Here is a 19971-nt window from a genome sequence, read left to right as displayed (position 1 = left end):
ACTGCAGTCCGACCAGCCCCGCACAGGAGAGTCGTCCGTGACCCTAGCGATCGTCCCGTCCGAGCCGTCCCCCGCCCCGTCGTCCGACCTGGTCGCGCGGGACGCTCGCGAGTTCGGGGTCTATGCGCGGACCGGAGGATGGGCCTTCGGCCTGATGGTGGCGCGCAGCGTACGGCCCGGGGGCCAGGGCGCGGACGAGACGCCGAAGGTGTCGGCGAAGGAGTTCGCGGAACTGGCCGGCTGCTCCCCCGAGCGCGTCATGCGCTACTACAAGGCCTGGGACCGCGCCGCCGACGACGGACTCGTGCCGCTCTTCGAGGCGCTGGCCCCCGGCCAGGACGTGGAGCTGCCGGACGCCGACGTGTGGCTGAGCTACTACGTCTCCCGCAACAGCGCCACCTCCGAGCGCGGCACCGCGATCGCCGAGGCCGCCGAGGCGGAGGGCATCCGGCCGACGAAGGCGCTGGAGGTCGCCGAGAACCCCACCGCCCTGCGCGCCGCGATCCTCGCCGACCCCTCCACCGCGCGGGCGGCGCGTCAGGCGCTCCTGGACCGCGTGCGTGAAGACCCGGAACTCCAGTCGGAGTTGGCGCGCGACGTCGTGCGCACCGACGATCTGAAGAAGGCCGTCGCCACCGAGAGCCGCGCGGCCGACCGGATCGGATACGTGCGCCAGATCGCCGAGTCGGGGCAGGTCAAGACCCCCGCCGGGCAGACCATCGACGCGCCCGCCGACGTACGCCAGGAGGCCGAGCGGCATCTGTCGCTCATCGACGAACTCGACGAGGACGAGGACGCCGGTGAATGGGCCGGCGAGGCCTACAACACCATGAAGTCGCTCGTCGCCGAGACGGTGGACGCCGATCCCGAACTGCGCGTCCAGGAGCGGCGCACGAAGTTCTACAGCAGCCTCCAGCGGGCGACGAAGGCGTTCGAGGAGCTGACCTTCGACGACGTGCAGGACTTCGTCGAGGACGACATGGTGCAGCGCCTGGAGGAGCTCCAGCAGGCCGTCGCCACCTGCCTGACCGCGCTGCGCGGCAGGCAGGACTGATCGTCGCGGTACCCGGGCGGGGCTGAGTAGCCGTACTCATGCCGCCGCCCACCCGCTCGGCCAGCATGGGGGCTCTCACGAGAAGGAGCCCCCATGACCGCTGTTGTGCATGCCACCGCACCGCGCCGGCATCTGCCCGCCGTACTCGTCGCCGTCGTGGTCGCGGGCATGGCCGTCTCGGCCTGGGGTGCCCGCGACCGTACGACCTGGTTCCTGGAGACCGTGTGGGTCCTGGTCGGGCTGCCGCTGGTGGTGCTCACCCGGCGGCGCTTCCCGCTGACGAACCTGCTGTGCTGCCTGCTGGCGGCGCACGCGCTCGTCCTGGCGGTGGGCGGCCACTACACCTACGCGCAGGTTCCCCTGGGCGACTGGGTGCGCGACACCTTCGGCCTGTCCCGCAACCCCTACGACCGCTTCGGCCACCTCATGCAGGGCTTCGTCCCGGCCGTGCTGGTACGGGAGTTGCTCAGCCGTACCTCCCCGCTGAGCGGGAGCCGCTGGCTGGCCCCGCTGACCGTGTGCGCGTGCCTCGCCTTCAGTGCCGTCTTCGAGATGCTGGAGTGGCTGGCCGCGGTGGTCGGCGGGCATTCCGCGGACGCGTTCCTGGCCACGCAGGGCGATGTGTGGGACACCCAGTGGGACATGTTCTGCGCGCTGATCGGCGCCACGGTCTCGGTGCTCGTCCTCTCCCGTCCGCACGACCGGCAGCTCGACGCACTGAATGTCACTTCGTCGTATGGCGGTTCCGGGTCCACAGCGGGATGACGTACCAGCACAGCGCGTACCACGCGACCACTCCCGCGACGATCCAGGGCACCGCCCCGTTGTGGGTCGCGACCCGCAGGATCAGCACCAGCGAGGAGGTCATGGTGGCGAGGAGGAGCGCCAGGCCGACGAAGGTCATCCGGGAGGCCCACGCGACGGCCTGTGGCTTGACCCGCCGCCCGGACACCAGGCGGTGCAGGGAGACGGGCCCGATGAGCGCGCCGGTCGTCGCGGCGCCGAGGACGACCGTAACGATGTAGATGGTCTTGTCCGTCTGTGCCAGCGAGTCGTACTTCTGCTGGAACACCACGGTGAGCAGGAAGCCGAAGAGGATCTGCACCCCGGTCTGGGCGACCCTGACCTCCTGGATCAGCTCGCCCCACTTCCGGTCGGCTCTCTCCTCCTCGGTCTCGTGCCGCCCCCACTCGTTGACCTCTTCACCGCTCTTCGTGGCCGGCACGGTTCCTCCCGGCTCTCGACCCGGACACCTTCCCCGACCGTGTTCCCCCTTCGCGCCGAATTGAGCGGGCCGTGCGCGAAGAGGCCGCTGTTTGGGCGATGAGCGGGGGGTTACACGGAGCGGCATGGTGTACGACGACCATCCGAGGAGTCAGACGGACATGTCCGGTACCGAGCTCACTGTCACCGTCAGCGGCGGCACGGTCGCCGACGCGCGTGCGGTCGTGCAGGTCCTGGAGCCCGCCTTCGGCAGCCCCAAGGAGGACCTTCCGGCCAGTGACGACGTCACGGTCCACACGGCGCGGTTCGCGCACGATCCGGCGCACGGGCCGTCCGGGTCCGAGCATTCCGTCGCCGGTCATCTGTCCGGCGCGGTGACGCTGACCGTGCAGGGGGCGCCCCAGGCGGTGGCGACGGCGCGCGAGACGCTCGCCCATGCCTTCACCACGCAGGACCAGGGCTCGGTCTCCGGCGACCAGGAGCAGGAGTGCCAGCTGCTCCTGGAGCCGTGAGCGGGCCGCCGAGTTACCAGCGGGCCTCGACCTGGTCCTTGATACGGCGGTCGTAGAGGTCGCGGATCGCCCCGTGGGTGGCGTCGTCGAGCCCGGGCAGCCTGGCGGCGTCCGTGTTGGCGCGGGCCTGCTCGGGCGAGCGGGCGCCGGGGATGACGGTGGTCACGCCGGGCTGCTCGACGATCCAGCGCAGGGCGAGCTGGGCGGGGGTGTACCCCTCGGGCGCGAGGGCGGCGAACTCCGCGGCGGCCTCGACGCCGCTCGTGTAGTCCACGCCGGAGAAGGTCTCGCCGACGTCGAAGGACTCGCCGTGCCGGTTGAAGTTGCGGTGGTCGTTGTCGGCGAAGACGGTGTCCTTGGTGTACTTGCCCGTCAGCAGGCCGGAGGCCAGCGGGACGCGGGCGATGATGCCGACGCCGGCCTCCCGTGCGGCCGGGAGCACCTCGCGCAGCGGCTTCATGCGGAACGGGTTGAGGATGATCTGCACGCTCGCCACGTTCGGCCGCGCGATCGCGGCCAGCGCCTCCGCGCAGGTCTCCACGCTCACTCCGTACGCCGCGACGCGCTCCTCCTCGACCAGGGTGTCCAGGGCGTCGAAGACCGCGTCCGTGGCATAGACGGCGGTGGGCGGGCAGTGCAGCTGCACGAGGTCGATGCGGTCGACTCCGAGGTTGCGGCGGGAACGGTCGTTCCAGGCGCGGAAGTTGTCGAGGACGTAGTTCTCCGGGATCTGCTCGACCCGGCGGCCCATCTTGGTGGCGACCAGCACATGCAGGTCGGGGCGTCCGGCGAGGAAGGCGGCGATGGTCTGCTCGCTGCGCCCGTCGCCGTAGACGTCGGCGGTGTCGAAGAAGGTCACCCCTGCCTCGGCCGCGGCCTCCAGGACCGACAGGGCCTGCTTGTCGTCGACGTCTCCCCAGTCCGCGCCCAGCTGCCAGGTGCCGAGACCGATGACGGATGCGTGCTGATCAGACCTACCGAAAGTGCGCTCGTCCATGGCCACAGTCTTTCATCCGCCGCCGGCCGGGGTGAGCTGCGCCTGCACCGCGGGCGCGTACCGGGCCACGACGTCCTCCAGCGCGGCGCCCCGCACATGGGTACCGCGGGCGATGCCGAACATCACCCCGAGGCCGAGCAGGCCCGCGACGGCCAGCTCCGCCCGCAGGCCCGCGTCGGGGCCGTCCAGCCGTGCGGTGAGGCGTTCGGTCACCTGCGTACGGAAGTTGGCGCGCAGGATGTCGCCCTGGGCGCCGTGCAGGGGCGCGAACACGATCCGCAGGAGCGGGTCGGCGCCCTGCCGTGTCTGGCTGACCAGGACATGCCGCACCATGTGCCGGCCGAGTTCGTCCAGCGGGGCGTCGAGCAGGGCCTCGGCGTCCGTCTCGAAGGACATGACGCGGGCGAAGAGGGCGTCCTTGTTGCCGAAGTACTTCAGGATCAACGGCGCGCTGACACCGGCGCGTTCGGCCACCGCCTTGAGCGTGATGTCGCCGTGCGCGTGCCGGGCCAGCAGGTAACGGGCGGCCCGGAGGATGGCCGCCTTCGTCGCCTCGGCGTCGCGGCGGGCGGGGGCGGGCGTGGACGCGGTGGGAGGGGTGCTCACGGCACTCATGTTCCCTCCAGCGCCTCGTCGCGGCGGTCGCGGGTGCGGCCGCGGGCCCGACGTGTCGCGCCCGTCCCGGGGTCGCCGGGGATGCTCAGGGCGGCGGCGCCGGCGGCCAGGGCGATCGCGCAGGCCATCCCGAAGGCGAGCAGATAGCCGTGCAGGGTGGGCACGAGGGCGCCGGCGACCGGGCTGGTGTGGTGGACGAGCACCGCGGCAACGGCGGCGCTGGAGGTGGCCTGGCCGATGGTGCGCATCAGGACGTTGACGCCGTTGGCGGAGGCGGTCTGCTCGGCCGGGACGGCGCGCAGGATCAGGGTGGGCAGCGCCGAGTAGGCGAGGGTGGTGCCGGTCGACACCACCGTCGCACCCAGGATGATCATCCAGAGGTCGCGGCTGTCGGCGATGCGCACGACGTAGCCGCAGGCGATGACGGCGGCGCCCAGGGCGAGCGTGATGCGGGGGCCGCGGGACGCGGAGATACGGGCCGACAGGGGTGAGAAGAGCAGCATGGTGACTCCGCCCGGCAGCAGGCACAGGCCGGTCTCCACGATCGACAGCCCGAGGCCGTACCCGGTGGCCTTCGGCGCCTGCACCAGCTGGGCGGTCACCAGAGAGTTGGCGTAGAAGGCGAAGCCGGTGAGCAGCGCCGCCACGTGGGAGAGGCCGACCCGGGGCCGGGAGACGAGGCGCAGGTCGACCAGCGGCTTCGCGGTGCGCAGTTGCTGCCACCACCACAGGGCCAGGATCACGGCGGTGGCGGCGAACAGGCCGAGGACCCGGGCACTCCCCCAGCCCCACTGGCCGCCCTGGGACACGCCCAGCAGGAGGCACACCAGCCCCGCGGCGAGACCCAGCGCACCGAGCACGTCGAACCGGCCCGGCTCGCGCACCGGCGACTCCCTGACCGCCCACCACACCGCGCAGACGCCGAGCACCCCGAGGGCGCTGGTCAGCCAGAACATGGTGTGCCAGTCGTAGTACTGCACGACCAGCGCGGCCAGCGGCAGGCCCAGCGCGGCGCCGATGCCGACGGTGGAGCTCATCAGCGCCACCGCGGAACCCCGGCGCTCGGGCGGCAGTTCGTCGCGCAGGATGCTGATCGACAGCGGCACCACGGAGGCGGCTGCGCCCTGCAGGGCACGCGCCGTGATGAGCACGGTGATGTCGGACGACAGCGCGCACATCACCGATCCGACGGTCATCAGGACGAGCGCCGAGGCCAGCACCCTGCGCTTGCCGTACATGTCGCCGGCCCGGCCGAGCACCGGGGTGAGTACGGCGCCGGACAGCAGGGTCGCCGTGACCGTCCAGGAGACCGCCCCCGCGGAGGCACCCGTCAGCCGCGGCAGGTCGGGCAGCAGCGGCACGACCACGGTCTGCATGACGGCCATGAGGATGCCGCCGAACGCCAGCACCGGAATCGTGAGCCGGTCACGCAGGGGCGCCGCCGCATCGGTGGTGCGGGGTATCGGTCCTGGCTGATCCATCGGCGCTCCAGCGGTGCGTGTGGAGAATAGGTGAATGGCCATTCACCGTATAGGGTGAATGGCCATTCACCCAACTTGTTTCACCGGGACCGCATGCTCGCCGGCCGGGTTCGGGACGGGCGGGACGCACTGGTTTGCCCCGCAGGCCGGGGGTACCCGCGACGGACGCTGCCGACGTATCGACGAAGGAGTGGTTCACCCGTGTCGCGGGTCGAGGAATCCATCGAGGTCAGCGTCCCGGTGCACACCGCGCAACGCCTTAGCAAAAGTGACTTCACTGCAGTCCGCATGGGCCTTTATGCTTTCGTCCGCTCCTGCCTGCATTGCGTGCCCAACGGCCAGCTCTTGACCTGCACTGTCTGACTGCAGACGGAACCGCCGCATCATGTCGAACCCCGGACTGCGGGTCAGCACGACGCAGGCGGTGCCGGCGTCCACGGAGTTGAATCCGAAATGAGTGTCGGTGGGTGGCAGTGCCGTCGGGGCATGACTGCATGGCCGCCGACTGATCGTGACGATCTTCGCAGAGCACGCGGTGACGCGGGCTTCGATACCGTGCCCCCACTGCTCGTCAGGCGCTTGGTGGCCGAGACCGCAAGTGGGCTGGAATCCTTGGACATGCGGGAAGCTCCGGCACCGCAGTAGGAGGCTTCGACGGCATCGTCACAGCGTCAGGTCTGTCGGCGTTCGTGCCGCGGGGAACCTCAGTGTGGGAATTGTCGGTGGTCCTCCTCGTTGCTGGCGGCGAGGTTCTCGGACCTGGCCGTCGGGTTCCCCGCGGGACCGCCGACCGCCGGGAAGACGGCTGCCTCCTCACCTGTCCCGGGTGATGCGGAACCGCACCGGCTGGGTCCATGGTGGAGATCATCCTGACGGAGCCAGGAGTCGCCGCGCCTCCGTCGGGGGCGACACCTTTGCGGCGTGGTTCCGAACGCCAGGAAGCTGGCAGCCGATGTGCCGGTGGCTCGCCTACACAGGAACGCCTGTCCTGCTCGACACGGTGCTCTACAAGCCGGTTCACTCGCTGATCGACCAGAGCCTGCACTCCCGGATGGGCGTCGAGACGACCAACGGCGACGGGTTCGGCATCGGCTGGTACGCACCGGACAACGACACCCCCGCTGTCGTCCGGGACACCGGCCCGGCATGGAGCAACTGCAATCTGCGGGAGATCGCCGACCACGTCCGCTCCCCGCTGTTCTTCGCTCACATCCGGGCCTCGACCGGTGCCCCGGTGCAGCAGACCAACTGCCACCCGTTCCGCCACGGCCGCTGGATGTGGATGCACAACGGCGAGATCACAGACTTCCACCAAAGGCGGCGTGATCTCGCGCTGGCGGTCGACCCCGCACTCTTCCTCGATATCAAGGGATCGACGGACTCCGAGATGATGTTCTACCTGGCCCTCACCTTCGGTCTGGAACAGGACCCCCCAGGTGCTGTCGCGCGCATGGCCGGCGTGGTGGAGCGGACCGGTCATGATCACGGGGTGGAGTTCCCCTTGCATATGACGGTCGCCGTGACCGACGGGCAGCAGACGTGGGTCTTCCGCTACTCCAGTCAGGGAGCCTCCGGCTCGCTGTACTACAGCACCCAGGTGGAGGCGCTACGAGCACTTCACCTCGACGTGGAATTCCTGCAGGAGGTCTCCGACGAGACCCGCCTCATCGTGTCCGAGCCGCTGGGCGATCTGCCCGGCGTCTGGAACGAGGTCCCCGAGAGCAGCTACGGCGTTGTGCGGCCCGGAGGCGACACCTTGCTCCCCTTCGCCCCTCAACCCGTGTAGGGCCCCGGCGCTCCACATGTCGCCGTAGTCATTCCCCACTCCTCCTCGGCCGGATACCGCGCCGAGGAGCCCTCCAGGGCCCGCTTCTGATCCCCGGTCGCCCGTGTTCGACGGTGAACCATCGCGTTCATTGGACTCGCGGCCTGCGGTCTGGCCCCACTTGCCGCGCCGACCAGTGGTCCGGTATTCGGGTGCACATCGCCCCAGCCCAACTGCTTCAGGCTGCGACCAGGAGCTGTGTGGGAGTGACGTCTGCGTGCGTCCGCCCCTCCCACCGTCGCGCACGGCGACACGGACAGCCGGGTGAGCCGTACCGCGCTTGAGGCTGTGGTGCTGGCCTTCCCGATGCTGAAGGTTGCCCGGACACTCGGTGGCACTACTGCAGCCAGCGAGGTCTACTTGACCATGAGCGCCACGCCTGGGCCGACGCCTTGACCGGGATACTCCTGACCGATGCACTGCCGGCCTCGGTGCCGGCAGTGCTCGTATGGCAGCTGTTCCCCGCCCGGTTCCGCAAAGCGCCCGCACGCGGATGGCTCACCACAGGTCGGCCGGCGGTCCTCGCCCTGACCGTACCGCTGGCCGTGGGCATCATCGTCGGTGCCCTGCACGGATCGGGCCGGGGAACGGCCCTGACTGCTTGCGTCCTTCGCCTGGGAAGAGTGGTCACCGACGGGGATCAGACGGCCGACTGGCGCCGGAAGGCCGCAACCGCGACCTTTGTTCTGTCGTGTGTGTCGCTCCAGCCCTGCCGCTTGTCGCCCTGGCCAGTTGTCTGAACGGACGCTCCTGGGCGCCAGTCCTGGCCTGTGACACCAACAACGGAGACAGGACACGGCGGGACCGGGTCATTGAACTCAGCCGCGATGCCACGGGCGTCGTGGGCTGGGACATCTCCGGCAAAGAAACCGTCAATGGCAGCCATTGCGCCCTCTCCGAGACCGTCCGTCCACCTTGGTGGCGTACCTGACCCGCGACCACCGCCGAGTTCCGTGCCGGTCCTGCGCCGCGTGCGCGGACGTGCGGTGCGGGCTTACCTGGCCGAGAGTGGGAACTCAGAGGCACATCACATACCGCCCCTCCGCCCGGGGCCGGGTCGTCACCTCCCCGCGGCAGGCGCTCGGATTCCGAGGAGTGAACGTGACCATGCGAATCGGAGTGGAGGAGGAGTTCCACATCCTTGAGGTCGAGAGCGGCTTGCTCGTACCGCGAGCCGACGCGATCCTGAGGCGGGCTGGCGGACGGACCTTCCAGACCGAACTGCATCAGTGCACGGTGGAGTCCAACAGCGCAGTGCACACGTCCCTGCACGAGCTGTACACGGACCTCACCACGATGAGACGGCGGCTCGACGCGGCCGCCTCCTCCCTGGGGCTGGCCGTCGTGGCCGCCGGCACGGCCCCCCTGGCCCCCGGGGTGTCGTCGCACCTGACCGCAGACCCCCGCTACAGCCACATGGCCGAGGAGTACCGCAAGGTCGCCGACGAGCAGCTGATATGCGGTGCCCAGGTCCACGTGGACGTGCCCGACCGGGACATGGCCGTACGCGTCATGTGCGAGGTCTCGCCGTGGCTGCCCGTCCTGCTGGCCGTCTCCGCCAGCTCGCCCTTCTGGCAGGGCACCGACACGGGATACGCGAGCTGGCGCACCCTGCTGTGGCAGCGCTGGCCCACGGCGGGGCCGGCCGGCTGCTACTCCGGCGCGGCCGAGTACGACGCGGCGGTGGACGAGTTCGTACGGTCCGGGGTCATCAGCGACGCCGGGATGATCTACTACGACGTTCGCCCCTCCGCCCATCTGCCGACACTGGAACTGCGCGTGTGCGACGCCTGCCCGCGCCCGGAGACCGTCGCGCTCATCGCCGGGCTCTTCCGCGCCCTGGTGGCCACGGCGCTCGAACGGCTGGACGGGCACGCCGCCCCGGCCTGCGGAGGCCGGCACGAGTGGCTGCGGGGTGCGTCGTGGCGTGCGGCCCGCTCGGGCCTGGAGGGCGCGCTGGTGGACCCCGAGACCCGCCAGGAGGCGCCCGCGCCCCGGGTTGTACGGAAGCTCCTCACGCGACTGCGGCCCGCGCTGGAGGGCCAGGGGGACTGGCAGACCGTCCGGGCGCTGGCCGAGGCGACCCTCGCGGACGGAAGCGCCGCCCATCGCATGCGTCGCGTGGCACAGCGGGAGGATCTGCTGCGCTGCGTGGACATGCTGATCGCCGAGACCCGCGGAGGACGCGTACGCCGCGAGCGCGGCGCCCACGGACACCGCAGGACGGTGTCGCCGGGGCGCAGGTTCACCTCCGCCGTCGTACCGGGCCGTTCCCCCTCCCGCACCGACCCCCGGTCGTCGGTGGGCGTGCCGCGCCGACCCGTGCAGTCGCCGCCCCCCTGAGACGAACGGCGTTCGAGGAAACGTTTCGTCCTCAGAAGGGTTTTCGTGATGTCTCGTACCACCACCCAGCTCCCGGCCGGCGGCCGCGCTCCGACGCCCGTGCCCTCGCACGTCGTTGCCGGTGCGCAGATGGGAGGCGAGACGTCGTGTGTGGCTTGAGCGGCGAGATCCGCTTCGACGGCGGGCGACCCGACCTGGCGGCCGTTGCACGCATGACCGATCGGGTCGCCGGCCGTGGACCCGACGGCCAGGGCACCTGGGCATGCGGCCCGGTCGCGCTGGGGCACCGGCGACTGAAGATCATCGACCTCACCGAGCGCGGGGCCCAGCCGATGACCGACGCCCGGGGGGAGGTCACCGGTGTCTTCAACGGGTGCGTGTACAACCATCCGGAACTTCGCGAGGAGTTGCGGAGCCTGGGGCACCGGTTCGAGTCGACGTCGGACACCGAGGTGGTGCTCAAGGCCTACCAGCAGTGGGGCACCGCCTGCGTCGAGCACTTCCACGGCATGTTCGCGTTCGCCGTCGTCGAGCACCGCACCGGCCGGGTCGTCCTCGCCCGGGACCGGCTCGGCATCAAACCCCTGTACCTGGCCCGGACACCTGGCCGGCTGCGGTTCGCCTCTACGCTGCCCGCGCTCCTGGCCGCCGGAGACGTGGACACCTCACTCGATCCGGTCGCCCTCCACCACTACATGAGCTGGCACGCCACGGTTCCGGCGCCCCACACCGTCCTCAACGGGGTGCGCAAACTTCCGCCCGCCACCGTGCGGGTCGTCGAACCCGACGGCACCCATCAGGACCACTGCTACTGGCAGCCGTCCTACACGCGTCGGGCCGAGTACGCCGGAATGGGCGCGGACGAGTGGCGTGACGCGGTACTGGACGCCCTGCGCACGGCCGTGCGCCGCAGGATGGTGTCCGACGTGGAGGTCGGTGTCCTGCTCTCCGGCGGCCTCGACTCAAGTCTGATCGTCGCGTTGCTGGCCGACGAGGGCCAGCGTGACCTGATGACCTTCAGCATCGGGTTCGAGACGGAAGGCGGAGAGCAGGGCGACGAGTTCCGGTACTCGGACCTGGTGGCCCGGGAGTTCGGGACCGACCACCGACAGCTGCTGGTGCCTTCCGACCGGGTGTCGGCGGCGCTGGACGGGGCGGTCGCGGCAATGAGCGAACCGATGATCAGCCACGACGTGGTCGCCTTCTACCTGTTGTCCGAGCAGGTGTCCAAGGAGGTCAAGGTCGTGCAGAGCGGGCAGGGTGCCGACGAGGTCTTCGCCGGTTACCACTGGTATCCGCAGCTTGCGGAGGTCGCCCGCGAGGACGAGCCGCAGCGGTACGCCGAGACGTACTTCGACCGGTCGCACGCCGATCTGGCCCGGATCCTGCGACCGGACATGCTGCCCGCCGACGATGTCTCGGGCCGCTTCGTCCGCGACCACATGACGGTCCCGGGTGCCGAGACCGCGCTGGACGCGGCCCTGCGGCTGGATGCGCACGTCATGCTCGTGGACGACCCCGTCAAGCGCGTCGACAACATGACCATGTCCTGGGGGCTCGAAGCCCGGGTGCCCTTCCTCGACCACGATCTGGTCGAACTCGCGGCCGCCTGCCCGCCGGAGCTGAAACTGGCCGACGGAGGCAAGGGCGTGCTGAAGGAGGCGGGCCGCAAGCTCCTGCCGCGCGAGGTCGTCGACCGGCCCAAGGGCTACTTTCCGGTGCCGGCCATCCGGCACATGGCTGGACCCGTCCTGGAACGCGTGCGCGCCTCGCTCGCGGCACCGGAGGCGAGGCGACGCGGCCTGTTCGACGAGTCGTACGTGGCCGAGCTGCTCGCGGCGCCCGACGAGCACCGGACGAGGCGGGGCGCCAACGCCCTGTGGCAGGTGGCTTTGCTGGAGATATGGCTGCAGACCCACGGAATCAAGTGACCGACGGCCGGGACGTGCGGACGGCGCACGCGTCCTCACCCCTGCTCGCTTCTCTCAGGGCGCTTGACACGACCTCCGCGCAGCCACCCGACGGCCCGCCGGGGGACCAGTACGACGCCGCTCGCGCCGCCGCCCCGGAGCCGGTGCCCCTGCCCGAGGTGGGCGGCCCGCGCGACGCCGTGACACGGCTGCGGGCACACGGCTGCTGGTACCCGTCGGGCGACGCCGAGGGCACCGAGACGGCCTTCATCTGCGACCGGGGTGGCGTTCCCCAGCTTTGGGCCGGCTCCGTGCACAGCGACGAGGTGCGGCTGCTCGACTCCTCGCCCGATCCCGTCAAGGAGGTCTCCTGGTCACCCGACGGCCGCTGGATCGCGTACACCACCGCGCCGGGCGGCGGTGAGCACTCACGGGTGCTGTGCGTACGGCCCGACGGCACCGGCCGGCGCATCCTGGCGGGCGCCGACCCGGCCAGTTCCGCCTATCTGGGGTGCTGGGCGCACGACGGCTCGTCCGTCGCCGTCACCGTCGCGGCACCGGCGGCCCCCGGGCACGGCGGCGGCTCGACCGGGACCGTCCTGGCCTCACCGGAACAGGCCGACGGGTACCCCGCCGGCCCCCGACGCGCCGCCGACTGGCCGGAGCGGGACGGTCACGCGACCCTGCTCGGCCCGGCCGAGTACAACGCCGCCCCGGTGACGCCGCCGGGCGGAGCAGCGGTCGTCGTCACGTCCTTCGGCGCCGCGTCCGCGGCGGCCCCCGCCACCCGGCGCGACGGCGGCCTTTCCGCCTACCTGATCGATCCCGACGGTCTGGCCTCCCCCGTACTGCTCACCACCGAAACGCACGCCGCCTCCCTGCGCGTCTGCGACATCAGCCACGACGGCAGCCTCGCACTGCTGCGCCGGGGGCCCCGCGGACGGCGGGAGGCGGTCGTCCGGCGCACCGCCGACTCGGCGACCACCTTCGCGATGCCGGTCGCCGACGGCGACCCGTGGATCGGCCGGTTCTCTCCCGACGGACGGACCCTGTGGCTGCGCAGCAACGCCGACCGTGAGTACGCGGCGCTCCTCGCGGTCGCCCTGGACACCGACGGAGTGCAGCGCGATGTGTCCGTCGTGGCGGAACACGAGGGCAGCGATCTCGAACTCCTCGCGCTGGCGCACGACGGCCGTACGGCCGCGCTGGCGTGGAACGTGCAGGGCGCGAGCGAACTCGAACTCGTCGAGACCTTCCCGGCCGCGCGGGCCCCCGACCGCACCGGCCCGCTGCGACCCGTCCCCCTGCCTCACGAGGTCGTCACGCGCATCACGCCCGCCGGCACCGGGCGCCTGCTGCTCGCGCTGTCCGGGTCGCAACGCCGGCCTGGCGTCTGGTGGGCCCACGAAGGCGTCTCCCTGCTGCGCACCCCCTGGTCCTCCCCGGACGAGGACGCCGTCCCGCCGGGCCGCCCACCGGTACGGCCCGTCCCCCTGCGTCTCACGGCGAGGGACGGGCTGCCGCTGAGCGGCTGGTACTACCGGGCCCCGGGTCGGGGTCCGGACGACCCGGCGCCGTGCGTGATCCACCTGCACGGCGGTCCGGAAGAACAGGAACGGCCCGTCTTCAACCCGCTGTACCACGAGCTGATCGGCCGCGGCCTGGACATCTTCGCCCCCGACGTCCGGGGCTCCCTCGGGCACGGCCGGTCGTTCGTCGACGCCGACCTGGGCGCGGGCCGCTTCGCGGCGTTCGACGACGTCGCCGACTGCGCGGCCCACGCGGTGGTCGCAGGACCCGCCGACCCCACACGTCTCGCCGTCATGGGGCGCTCCTACGGCGGCTATCTGACGTTCGCCTCCGCCGTGTGGCACCCCGAACTGTTCCGCACCGGAGTCGCCGTCTGCGGAATGTCTGACTTTCTCACCTTCTTCGCCGGAACCGAGCCCTGGATCGCCGAATCGGCGGCGCACAAGTACGGCCACCCGGAACGCGACCGGGACCTGCTGCGCTCCCTGTCCCCGATGAGCCGTATCGACGCGCTCGGTGTCCCGCTGCTCGCCGTTCACGGGGAACACGACACCAACGTGCCGCCGTTGGAGTCCCAGCAGTTCGTGCGCGCCGCACGTGAACGGGGCATCGACGCCGAACTGCTCACCCTGCGCGACGAAGGCCACGACTTCCTGCGTGCCGAGAACCGGCGCCTGTTCCGCCGGGCTGCCGCCGACTGGCTGGAACGGCACCTGTACTAGCGTCCGGCCGGCCCGGTCCGCCGGGACGCCGCGCACCGGACCGCCATCGCGCCGCTGCCGGGCACCGGCGGGTGCCTCCCGTTCTCGTGGACATCAGCCGGCGAGTGGCGCGGCGCGATCACCCGGCCGTGCACTCCGGTGTACGGCGGGGCCCTAGCCGGCGGCCTCCGCCGTACGGCACTCCGGGTGTCCCCAGCCCTGCGCGTTCTTGGCGATGGGCTCGCCCGCCCCGTACGAGCGGCCGCACAGGCAACGGCCGGGGAACTTCGCCTTGATGGTGCGGGGCGAGGAGCCCGCACCCTGCCGGGACGCGGCGGGCCGCCGGCGCGCGCCGCCCGACTTCACGGCGCCCGACTTCGGGCTGTCCTCGGAAGCGGGCGGCTCGGCCGATCCGAGAGCGCTGCCCGCGGGCTCCTGGGCCTTCGCCGCCTGGCTGGCGGCCCGGTCGGCGAAGTCGTTGAGCCGGTCGCCGTCGACCTGGTGGGCGGGCACGTAGCGGAAGTCGACCGAGCGGCCGTCCAGCAGCGCGTCGATGCGCACGACCAGTTCCTGGTTGGCGACGGGCTTGCCGGCGGAGGTCTTCCAGCCGTTGCGCTTCCAGCCGGGCAGCCAGGTGGTGACCGCCTTCATGGCGTACTGCGAGTCCATCCGGACCTCGAGCGGGACACCCGGGTCCGTCGCCGTCAGCAGCCGCTCCAGCGCGGTGAGTTCGGCGACGTTGTTGGTGGCCTTGCCGAGCGGCCCCGCCTCCCAGCGGGCCGGGGTCTCCGTCTCGTCGGCGACGACCCAGGCCCAGCCCGCCGGACCGGGATTTCCCTTCGAAGCCCCGTCGCACGCGGCCACAACACGTTCACGCATGCGCCCGATCATGCCATGGACCGGCGGGCCGCCCGGCCCGGGTTCAGGAGACGTCGGTGGTCTGCGGCATCTCCCCGGCCGTCGTCGTGATGTCGATGACCGAGAAGCTGGCGCCCTGCGGGTCGCTGAGCGCCGCGAACCGGCCGAAGGGGCTGTCCATCGGCCCGAACCGCAGCACGCCGCCGAGCTTGGTCGCCGCCGCGACGGCGTCGTCGCAGTTGGGGACGGTGAAGTACACGTTGATGTAAGGCGGCACCTCGGGAGGGAAGTCCTCCGTCATCCGCATCCGGCCGAGCACGGTGTTCCCGCCGAGGTCGAACATGCGGAAGTCGATCGCGTCGTCCTGCAACTGCTTGGCCTCGTAGCCGAAGACCGAGGTGAAGAAACCGTCGGACTTCTCCGGCTCACGGGTGAAGACCTCGGCCCAGCAGTACGCCCCGGGCTGCTGCGGCGATGCCTCGAACCCTTCGTGGGTGCCCGCCTGCCAGAGGCCGAAGGCGACGCCGCTGGGGTCCCGGCTCAGGCACATGGTGCCGAACTCGCCGACCTGCATCGGCTCCATCAGCACCTCGCCGCCGTTGTCACGGATCTTGGCGGCGGTGGCGGCGGCGTCCGCCGACGCGAAGTACAGGCACCACTGCGAGTGTCCTTCCTGCCCGGACATCGGCGGTACGACGGCGGCCGCCGCCTTGCCGTCCGCGTAGGCCTGGGTGTAGTTGCCGTACTCCGACAACGACTCGCCGAAGGTCCAGCCCAGGACCTCGCCGTAGAAGGTCTTGGCGCCCTCGACGTCGCCGAACATCGCGTCGGCCCAGCAGGGGGTTCCCTCAGGTTGTACGGCCATGACTCGGCCCTCTCCCGAATAGGTGGAATCTGGTCCGTTTCCTCACGCTAGCCATCCCGCCGCCGAAGCGCGCGCCGAACGCCGTGGTCCGTCTCAGACTGGGGTGAGGGCCCTCGCAGCACGGGACACGGGCCCCCACGGCGTGGGAAACGGACGGCGACGGACGGCGTGGGAAACGGACGGCGACGGGACGGGGTGCGCGATGACGGACGGGACCATGCGGGCGTGGTCGGTGCAGACGACCGGGCCGGTGGAGAGGGGCGGGCTCCGGTTCATGGAGAAGCCGGTTCCGCGGCCCGCGGACGACGAACTGCTCGTGCACGTGCGCGCCTGCGGGGTGTGCCGGACCGATCTGCATGTCACCGAGGGCGACCTGCCGGTGCGCCGGGCGGGTGTGACGCCGGGACACGAGGTGGTGGGCGTGGTGGCCGGGTTCGGGGCCGGGGTACGGGGTTTCGAGACCGGTGACCGGGTGGGGGTGGCATGGCTGCGGCGCACGGACGGCACGTGCGCCTACTGCTCACGCGGGGCCGAGAACCTGTGCCCGTCCTCGCGGTACACCGGCTGGGACGCCGACGGCGGCTACGCGGAGTACACGACCGTGCCCGCGGACTTCGCCCACCGTCTGCCCGGCTCCCTCGGCGACGTGGCGCTCGCGCCGTTGCTGTGCGCCGGGATCATCGGATACCGGGCGCTGCGGCGGGCGGCGCTGCCGCCGGGCGGACGGCTCGGTCTGTACGGGTTCGGGGGCAGCGCGCACCTGTGCGCGCAGGTGGCACTGGCCGAGGGCGCCACGGTGCACGTCCTCACCCGCGGGGCCGCGGCCCAGCGGCTGGCGCTCGACCTGGGCGCGGCCTCGGCACGGGACGCGTACGCGACGCCACCCGAGCCGCTGGACAGCGCGATCCTGTTCGCGCCGGTCGGCGACCTGGTGCCGGTCGCGCTGCGCGCCCTGGACCGCGGCGGGACGCTCGCGGTCGCCGGCATCCACCTCAGCGACACGCCGCCGCTGCACTACGAGAGCGAGCTCTTCTACGAGAAGCAGATCCGCAGCGTCACCTCCAACACCCGTGCGGACGCCCGGGAGTTCCTGGCCCTGGCGGCCCGGCACGGCGTGCGCGCCACCACGCACACCTATCCCCTGTCGCGGGCCGACGAGGCGCTGCGGGACCTCAAGGGAGGGCGCTTCGACGGGGCCGCGGTACTGGTGAACGACCTGGTGTGAGCGCGCCGCAGCGCCGGAGGGGGAGCGCGCGATGCGCGGTGCCCGTGGGGCGGTCGTGCGCCCTGTACGCCGGAGTGGAGAGGGAAGATCACCGGCGCGAGATCACTTCGCCGACCCTCCCCCGCCTCGTCCGCGGAGTTTGCGCCTCCGGGCCGTGAAGCCGCCCCCCTCGCGCCGTACCGCGTCGCGATCACAACTGTTTGGCTTTTACATGCGGTTCGTACCCGTCGGCCGCCACGAAGCCGTCTTCCTCTCCGACCACTGCGTTCACCCCTGTACGTCGCCATGTGCATCCCCAGGGAGGGAATGTGTCCGCCCCCGTAAGCTCCTCCGGTCCCGCCACCGAGGAACCCGTCCCCGAACCCGACGGCCAGGCGCAGCTCACCAGTCTCAGCACCCAGGCGGCGCGCCAGCTCACGACGACGACCAAGTCCGAACCGCAGATGCAGGCCATCAGCTCGCGCTGGCTGCTGCGGTCCCTGCCCTGGGTGGACGTCAAGGGCGGCACCTACCGGGTCAACCGTCGGCTGCAACTGCGCGTCGGTCGCGGGCGCGTGCAGTTCGAGCAGAACGGCGCCGACGACATCAGGGTCATCCCGGAGACGCTCACCGAACTGCCGGTGCTGCGCGGCTACTCCGAGACCGACGTCCTCAAGGAGGTCGCCACCCGCTTCCGGGTGCGCGAAGTGCGGGCCGGGCAGGTGCTGTTCGAGGCCGGGCAGCCGGTCACCGAGGCCTATCTCGTCGTGCACGGCAGGTTCACCCGCTACGCCGCCGGCAAGTACGGGGAGGAGGAGATCATCGGGGTCGTCGCCGACGGCGACCAGATGGGCGACGAGGCCATCGGGCAGCCCGACCCGCTGTGGCTCAGCTCGGTGCGCGCGGAGACGGCCGGCGTGGTGCTGGTGCTGCCCTGGGACGTGGTCAGGGAGCTCACCGACCGCGTGCCGTCGCTCGCCGCGCACCTGGCGGCGTTCGCGGAGCGGCAGAAGCTGCCGATGAACCGCAAGGGCGAGGCCGACGTGCCCGTGCAGGCCGGCCATGTCGGCGAGCACACGCTCGACGGCGGCTTCGTGAACTACGAACTCGCCCCGCGCGAGTACGAGTTGTCGCTCACCCAGACCGTGCTGCGGGTGCACACCCGGGTGGCCGACCTCTACAACGACCCGATGAACCAGACCGAGCAGCAACTGCGCCTGACCATCGAGGAGATCCGCGAGCGCCAGGAGTGGGAGCTGGTCAACAACCGGGAGTTCGGGCTGCTGGCCAACGTCGACTACAGCCAGCGCGTCAGCACCTTCACCGGGCCGCCCACCCCGGACGACATGGACGAACTGCTCACCATGCGCCGCAAGACCAAGGTGTTCCTCGCCCATCCGAAGGCGATCGCCGCGTTCTTCCGGCAGTGCAACCGGCGCGGTCTGGTGCCGGGCACGGCCACCGTCGAGGGGCACGAGATCCCGGCCTGGCGCGGGGTCCCGATCTTCCCCTGCAACAAGATCCCGATCAGCCCCCAGCACACCAGCAGCATCATCGCCCTGCGCACCGGGGAGAGCGACCAGGGAGTGATCGGCCTGTACCAGACGGGCATCCCGGAGGAGTACCAACCGGGCCTGAACGTGCGGTTCATGGGCATCGACACCGCCGCGATCATCCGCTACCTGGTGACCGCCTACTACTCACTGGCCATCCTCGTGCCGGACGCCGCGGGGATTCTGGAGAACGTCCAGCTCGGCCGGACGGCCGACTGAGGGTGGAGCACGCAATGAGTACGCCCGCTTACCCGACCTCGCTGCCGGGACCGCCCAACCTGGCCCGGACCGTGCGCGCACGCCGCACCGGGGCGATCCCCGGCCTGCGGTACCGGGCAGTCGCCCCCGCCGACCCGGCCAGGGCCGAGGAGGTCGACCACAGGCTGGAGGCCTGGGCCCACGGCCTGGACCTCTTCCCGAAGGCGTGGTCGGGGGACTTCTCGGGCTTCCAGTTCGGCCGGGCCGTCGTACTGCAGCATCCCGGGGCGGCCGACATGGAGCGGCTGACCGCCGCGGGCAAGCTGCTGCTGGCCGAGAACCTGGTCGACAGCTGCTACTGCGAGGAGGACGAGGGCCGGGGCGGCGCCCGCAGCGGCCTCGGCGGCCGGCTGATCCTGGCCCAGTCGGCACTCGACCCGTTCCACGGCACGCCGCTGCTGCAGGAGCAGTGGGCACAGGGCGTGCAGGCCGACGGTCCGCTGCGCTCGTACCACTGGGCGCTCAAGGACTACGGCGCCGTCGCCACGCCCAGCCAGACCGACCGCTTCGTGCACGACATCGCGCGGCTGCACCTCGGCTATCTCGCCGAGGCGGCCTGGGCGGAGACCCGGCATGTGCCGCAGGTGTGGGAGTACCTGGTGATGCGGCAGTTCAACAACTTCCGCCCCTGTCTGTCGATCGTCGACGCCGTGGACGGCTACGAACTGCCCGAGCCGGTCTACGCCCGTCCGGAGATCCAGCGCATCACCGCCCTCGCCTGCAACGCCACCACCATCGTCAACGACCTGTACTCCTTCACCAAGGAGCTGGCCAGCGACCCCACCCATCTCAACCTGCCGCAGGTCGTCGCCGCCAACGAGCGGTGCGGGTTGAAGGCCGCCTATCTGAAGGCCGTCGACATCCACAACGAGATCATGGAGGCCTTCGAGGAGGAGTCCGCCCTCCTCTCCGCCACCTCACCGCTCGTGGAGCGCTACGCCCAGGGCCTGTCCGACTGGGTGGCCGGCAACCACGAGTGGCACGCCACCAACACCCACCGCTACTCCCTGCCCAACTACTGGTAATAGCCGCACTGCTGAC

General features: G+C 71.3%; 16 protein-coding genes. 10 read left to right on the top strand and 6 right to left on the bottom strand.

Annotation, left to right across the window (positions count from 1 at the left end; all coding sequences use genetic code 11):
* The first annotated feature begins 37 nt into the window (after positions 1 to 37).
* Together ACIBN2_RS05325 and ACIBN2_RS05320 are read left to right on the top strand one after the other, a co-directional pair.
* Positions 38 to 1054 carry a hypothetical protein gene (locus ACIBN2_RS05325; protein WP_399132786.1) on the top strand — a complete coding sequence of 339 codons (1017 nt, stop codon included), beginning with the start codon at positions 38 to 40 and terminating at the stop codon, positions 1052 to 1054.
* Between the two features lie 93 nt (positions 1055 to 1147).
* A complete protein-coding gene (locus tag ACIBN2_RS05320) occupies positions 1148 to 1819 on the top strand; it encodes a DUF2238 domain-containing protein (RefSeq protein ID WP_399132785.1) in 672 nt (223 codons plus the stop codon).
* Here the strand turns inward: ACIBN2_RS05320 and ACIBN2_RS05315 are convergent.
* On the bottom strand, positions 1779 to 2279 hold the full coding sequence (locus ACIBN2_RS05315) for a DUF6328 family protein (protein WP_399132784.1): 501 nt from the start codon (positions 2277 to 2279) through the stop codon (positions 1779 to 1781). The genes ACIBN2_RS05320 and ACIBN2_RS05315 overlap by 41 nt on opposite strands.
* 160 nt (positions 2280 to 2439) lie before the next feature.
* Here ACIBN2_RS05315 and ACIBN2_RS05310 point away from each other — a divergent pair, with 160 nt between their 5' ends.
* Positions 2440 to 2790 (top strand): hypothetical protein, encoded by a 351-nt coding sequence (locus tag ACIBN2_RS05310; RefSeq protein WP_399132783.1) that lies wholly within the window; start codon positions 2440 to 2442, stop codon positions 2788 to 2790.
* 13 nt (positions 2791 to 2803) lie between these two features.
* On the opposite strand, the gene ACIBN2_RS05305 is transcribed toward ACIBN2_RS05310, so the two are convergent.
* The 3 genes from ACIBN2_RS05305 to ACIBN2_RS05295 are packed head-to-tail and all read right to left on the bottom strand — an operon-like array spanning position 2804 to position 5883.
* Positions 2804 to 3787: an aldo/keto reductase gene (locus tag ACIBN2_RS05305; RefSeq protein ID WP_399132782.1), complete on the bottom strand. Its 984-nt coding sequence runs from the start codon at positions 3785 to 3787 to the stop codon at positions 2804 to 2806.
* 12 nt (positions 3788 to 3799) lie between these two features.
* Positions 3800 to 4402, bottom strand: coding sequence for a TetR family transcriptional regulator (locus ACIBN2_RS05300; protein WP_399132781.1), 603 nt, complete (start codon positions 4400 to 4402; stop codon positions 3800 to 3802).
* Entirely contained in the window at positions 4399 to 5883 is a 1485-nt protein-coding gene (locus ACIBN2_RS05295) for an MFS transporter (protein ID WP_399132780.1), read from the bottom strand. The genes ACIBN2_RS05300 and ACIBN2_RS05295 overlap by 4 nt, the downstream gene beginning before the upstream one ends.
* A gap of 952 nt (positions 5884 to 6835) precedes the next feature.
* On the opposite strand from ACIBN2_RS05295, the gene ACIBN2_RS05290 reads away from it, so the two are divergent.
* The 4 genes from ACIBN2_RS05290 (at position 6836) to ACIBN2_RS05275 (ending at position 14213) form a co-directional block, all read left to right on the top strand.
* Complete coding sequence (locus ACIBN2_RS05290) at positions 6836 to 7669, top strand: class II glutamine amidotransferase (protein ID WP_399132779.1); 834 nt, start codon at positions 6836 to 6838, stop codon at positions 7667 to 7669.
* A gap of 1146 nt (positions 7670 to 8815) precedes the next feature.
* On the top strand, positions 8816 to 10051 hold the full coding sequence (locus tag ACIBN2_RS05285; protein WP_399132895.1) for a glutamate--cysteine ligase: 1236 nt from the start codon (positions 8816 to 8818) through the stop codon (positions 10049 to 10051).
* Between the two features lie 146 nt (positions 10052 to 10197).
* Complete coding sequence (locus tag ACIBN2_RS05280) at positions 10198 to 11982, top strand: N-acetylglutaminylglutamine amidotransferase (protein WP_399132778.1); 1785 nt, start codon at positions 10198 to 10200, stop codon at positions 11980 to 11982.
* Positions 11955 to 14213 (top strand): S9 family peptidase, encoded by a 2259-nt coding sequence (locus ACIBN2_RS05275; protein ID WP_399132777.1) that lies wholly within the window; start codon positions 11955 to 11957, stop codon positions 14211 to 14213. The genes ACIBN2_RS05280 and ACIBN2_RS05275 overlap by 28 nt, the downstream gene beginning before the upstream one ends.
* Positions 14214 to 14366: 153 nt before the next feature.
* On the opposite strand, the gene ACIBN2_RS05270 is transcribed toward ACIBN2_RS05275, so the two are convergent.
* Together ACIBN2_RS05270 and ACIBN2_RS05265 are read right to left on the bottom strand one after the other, a co-directional pair.
* Positions 14367 to 15083 (bottom strand): ribonuclease H, encoded by a 717-nt coding sequence (locus ACIBN2_RS05270; protein WP_399132776.1) that lies wholly within the window; start codon positions 15081 to 15083, stop codon positions 14367 to 14369.
* A gap of 31 nt (positions 15084 to 15114) precedes the next feature.
* Positions 15115 to 15915, bottom strand: a complete 801-nt coding sequence (locus ACIBN2_RS05265) for a VOC family protein (RefSeq protein WP_399132775.1) — start codon at positions 15913 to 15915, stop codon at positions 15115 to 15117.
* 217 nt (positions 15916 to 16132) lie between these two features.
* On the opposite strand from ACIBN2_RS05265, the gene ACIBN2_RS05260 reads away from it, so the two are divergent.
* The 3 genes from ACIBN2_RS05260 to ACIBN2_RS05250 all read left to right on the top strand — a co-directional run bounded on the left by ACIBN2_RS05260 (position 16133) and on the right by ACIBN2_RS05250 (position 19955).
* Positions 16133 to 17140 (top strand): zinc-binding alcohol dehydrogenase family protein, encoded by a 1008-nt coding sequence (locus tag ACIBN2_RS05260; RefSeq protein ID WP_399132894.1) that lies wholly within the window; start codon positions 16133 to 16135, stop codon positions 17138 to 17140.
* A 308-nt stretch (positions 17141 to 17448) separates the two neighbouring features.
* A complete protein-coding gene (locus ACIBN2_RS05255; RefSeq protein ID WP_399132774.1) occupies positions 17449 to 18891 on the top strand; it encodes a family 2B encapsulin nanocompartment shell protein in 1443 nt (480 codons plus the stop codon).
* A gap of 14 nt (positions 18892 to 18905) precedes the next feature.
* Positions 18906 to 19955: a family 2 encapsulin nanocompartment cargo protein terpene cyclase gene (locus tag ACIBN2_RS05250; RefSeq protein WP_399132773.1), complete on the top strand. Its 1050-nt coding sequence runs from the start codon at positions 18906 to 18908 to the stop codon at positions 19953 to 19955.
* Positions 19956 to 19971: the final 16 nt, after the last annotated feature.

The sequence above is a fragment of the Streptomyces sp. NPDC050534 genome (assembly GCF_044457745.1).
In the GTDB taxonomy this organism is placed as follows: domain Bacteria; phylum Actinomycetota; class Actinomycetes; order Streptomycetales; family Streptomycetaceae; genus Streptomyces.
Note: the sequence above shows the minus strand (reverse complement) of the source record. Positions and strands in the feature narration are given on the sequence as shown.

Excerpts from the sequence above, each read along its gene's own strand:
- ACIBN2_RS05310 (WP_399132783.1), top strand. The coding sequence starts at position 2,440 with ATGTCCGGTACCGAGCTCACTGTCACCGTCAGCGGCGGCACGGTCGCC.
- ACIBN2_RS05275 (WP_399132777.1), top strand. The coding sequence starts at position 11,955 with ATGGCTGCAGACCCACGGAATCAAGTGACCGACGGCCGGGACGTGCGG.
- ACIBN2_RS05305 (WP_399132782.1), bottom strand. The coding sequence starts at position 3,787 with ATGGACGAGCGCACTTTCGGTAGGTCTGATCAGCACGCATCCGTCATC.
- ACIBN2_RS05265 (WP_399132775.1), bottom strand. The coding sequence starts at position 15,915 with ATGGCCGTACAACCTGAGGGAACCCCCTGCTGGGCCGACGCGATGTTC.
- ACIBN2_RS05285 (WP_399132895.1), top strand. The coding sequence starts at position 8,816 with ATGCGAATCGGAGTGGAGGAGGAGTTCCACATCCTTGAGGTCGAGAGC.
- ACIBN2_RS05250 (WP_399132773.1), top strand. The coding sequence starts at position 18,906 with ATGAGTACGCCCGCTTACCCGACCTCGCTGCCGGGACCGCCCAACCTG.
- ACIBN2_RS05270 (WP_399132776.1), bottom strand. The coding sequence starts at position 15,083 with ATGATCGGGCGCATGCGTGAACGTGTTGTGGCCGCGTGCGACGGGGCT.
- ACIBN2_RS05290 (WP_399132779.1), top strand. The coding sequence starts at position 6,836 with ATGTGCCGGTGGCTCGCCTACACAGGAACGCCTGTCCTGCTCGACACG.
- ACIBN2_RS05300 (WP_399132781.1), bottom strand. The coding sequence starts at position 4,402 with ATGAGTGCCGTGAGCACCCCTCCCACCGCGTCCACGCCCGCCCCCGCC.
- ACIBN2_RS05260 (WP_399132894.1), top strand. The coding sequence starts at position 16,133 with ATGCGGGCGTGGTCGGTGCAGACGACCGGGCCGGTGGAGAGGGGCGGG.
- ACIBN2_RS05295 (WP_399132780.1), bottom strand. The coding sequence starts at position 5,883 with ATGGATCAGCCAGGACCGATACCCCGCACCACCGATGCGGCGGCGCCC.
- ACIBN2_RS05320 (WP_399132785.1), top strand. The coding sequence starts at position 1,148 with ATGACCGCTGTTGTGCATGCCACCGCACCGCGCCGGCATCTGCCCGCC.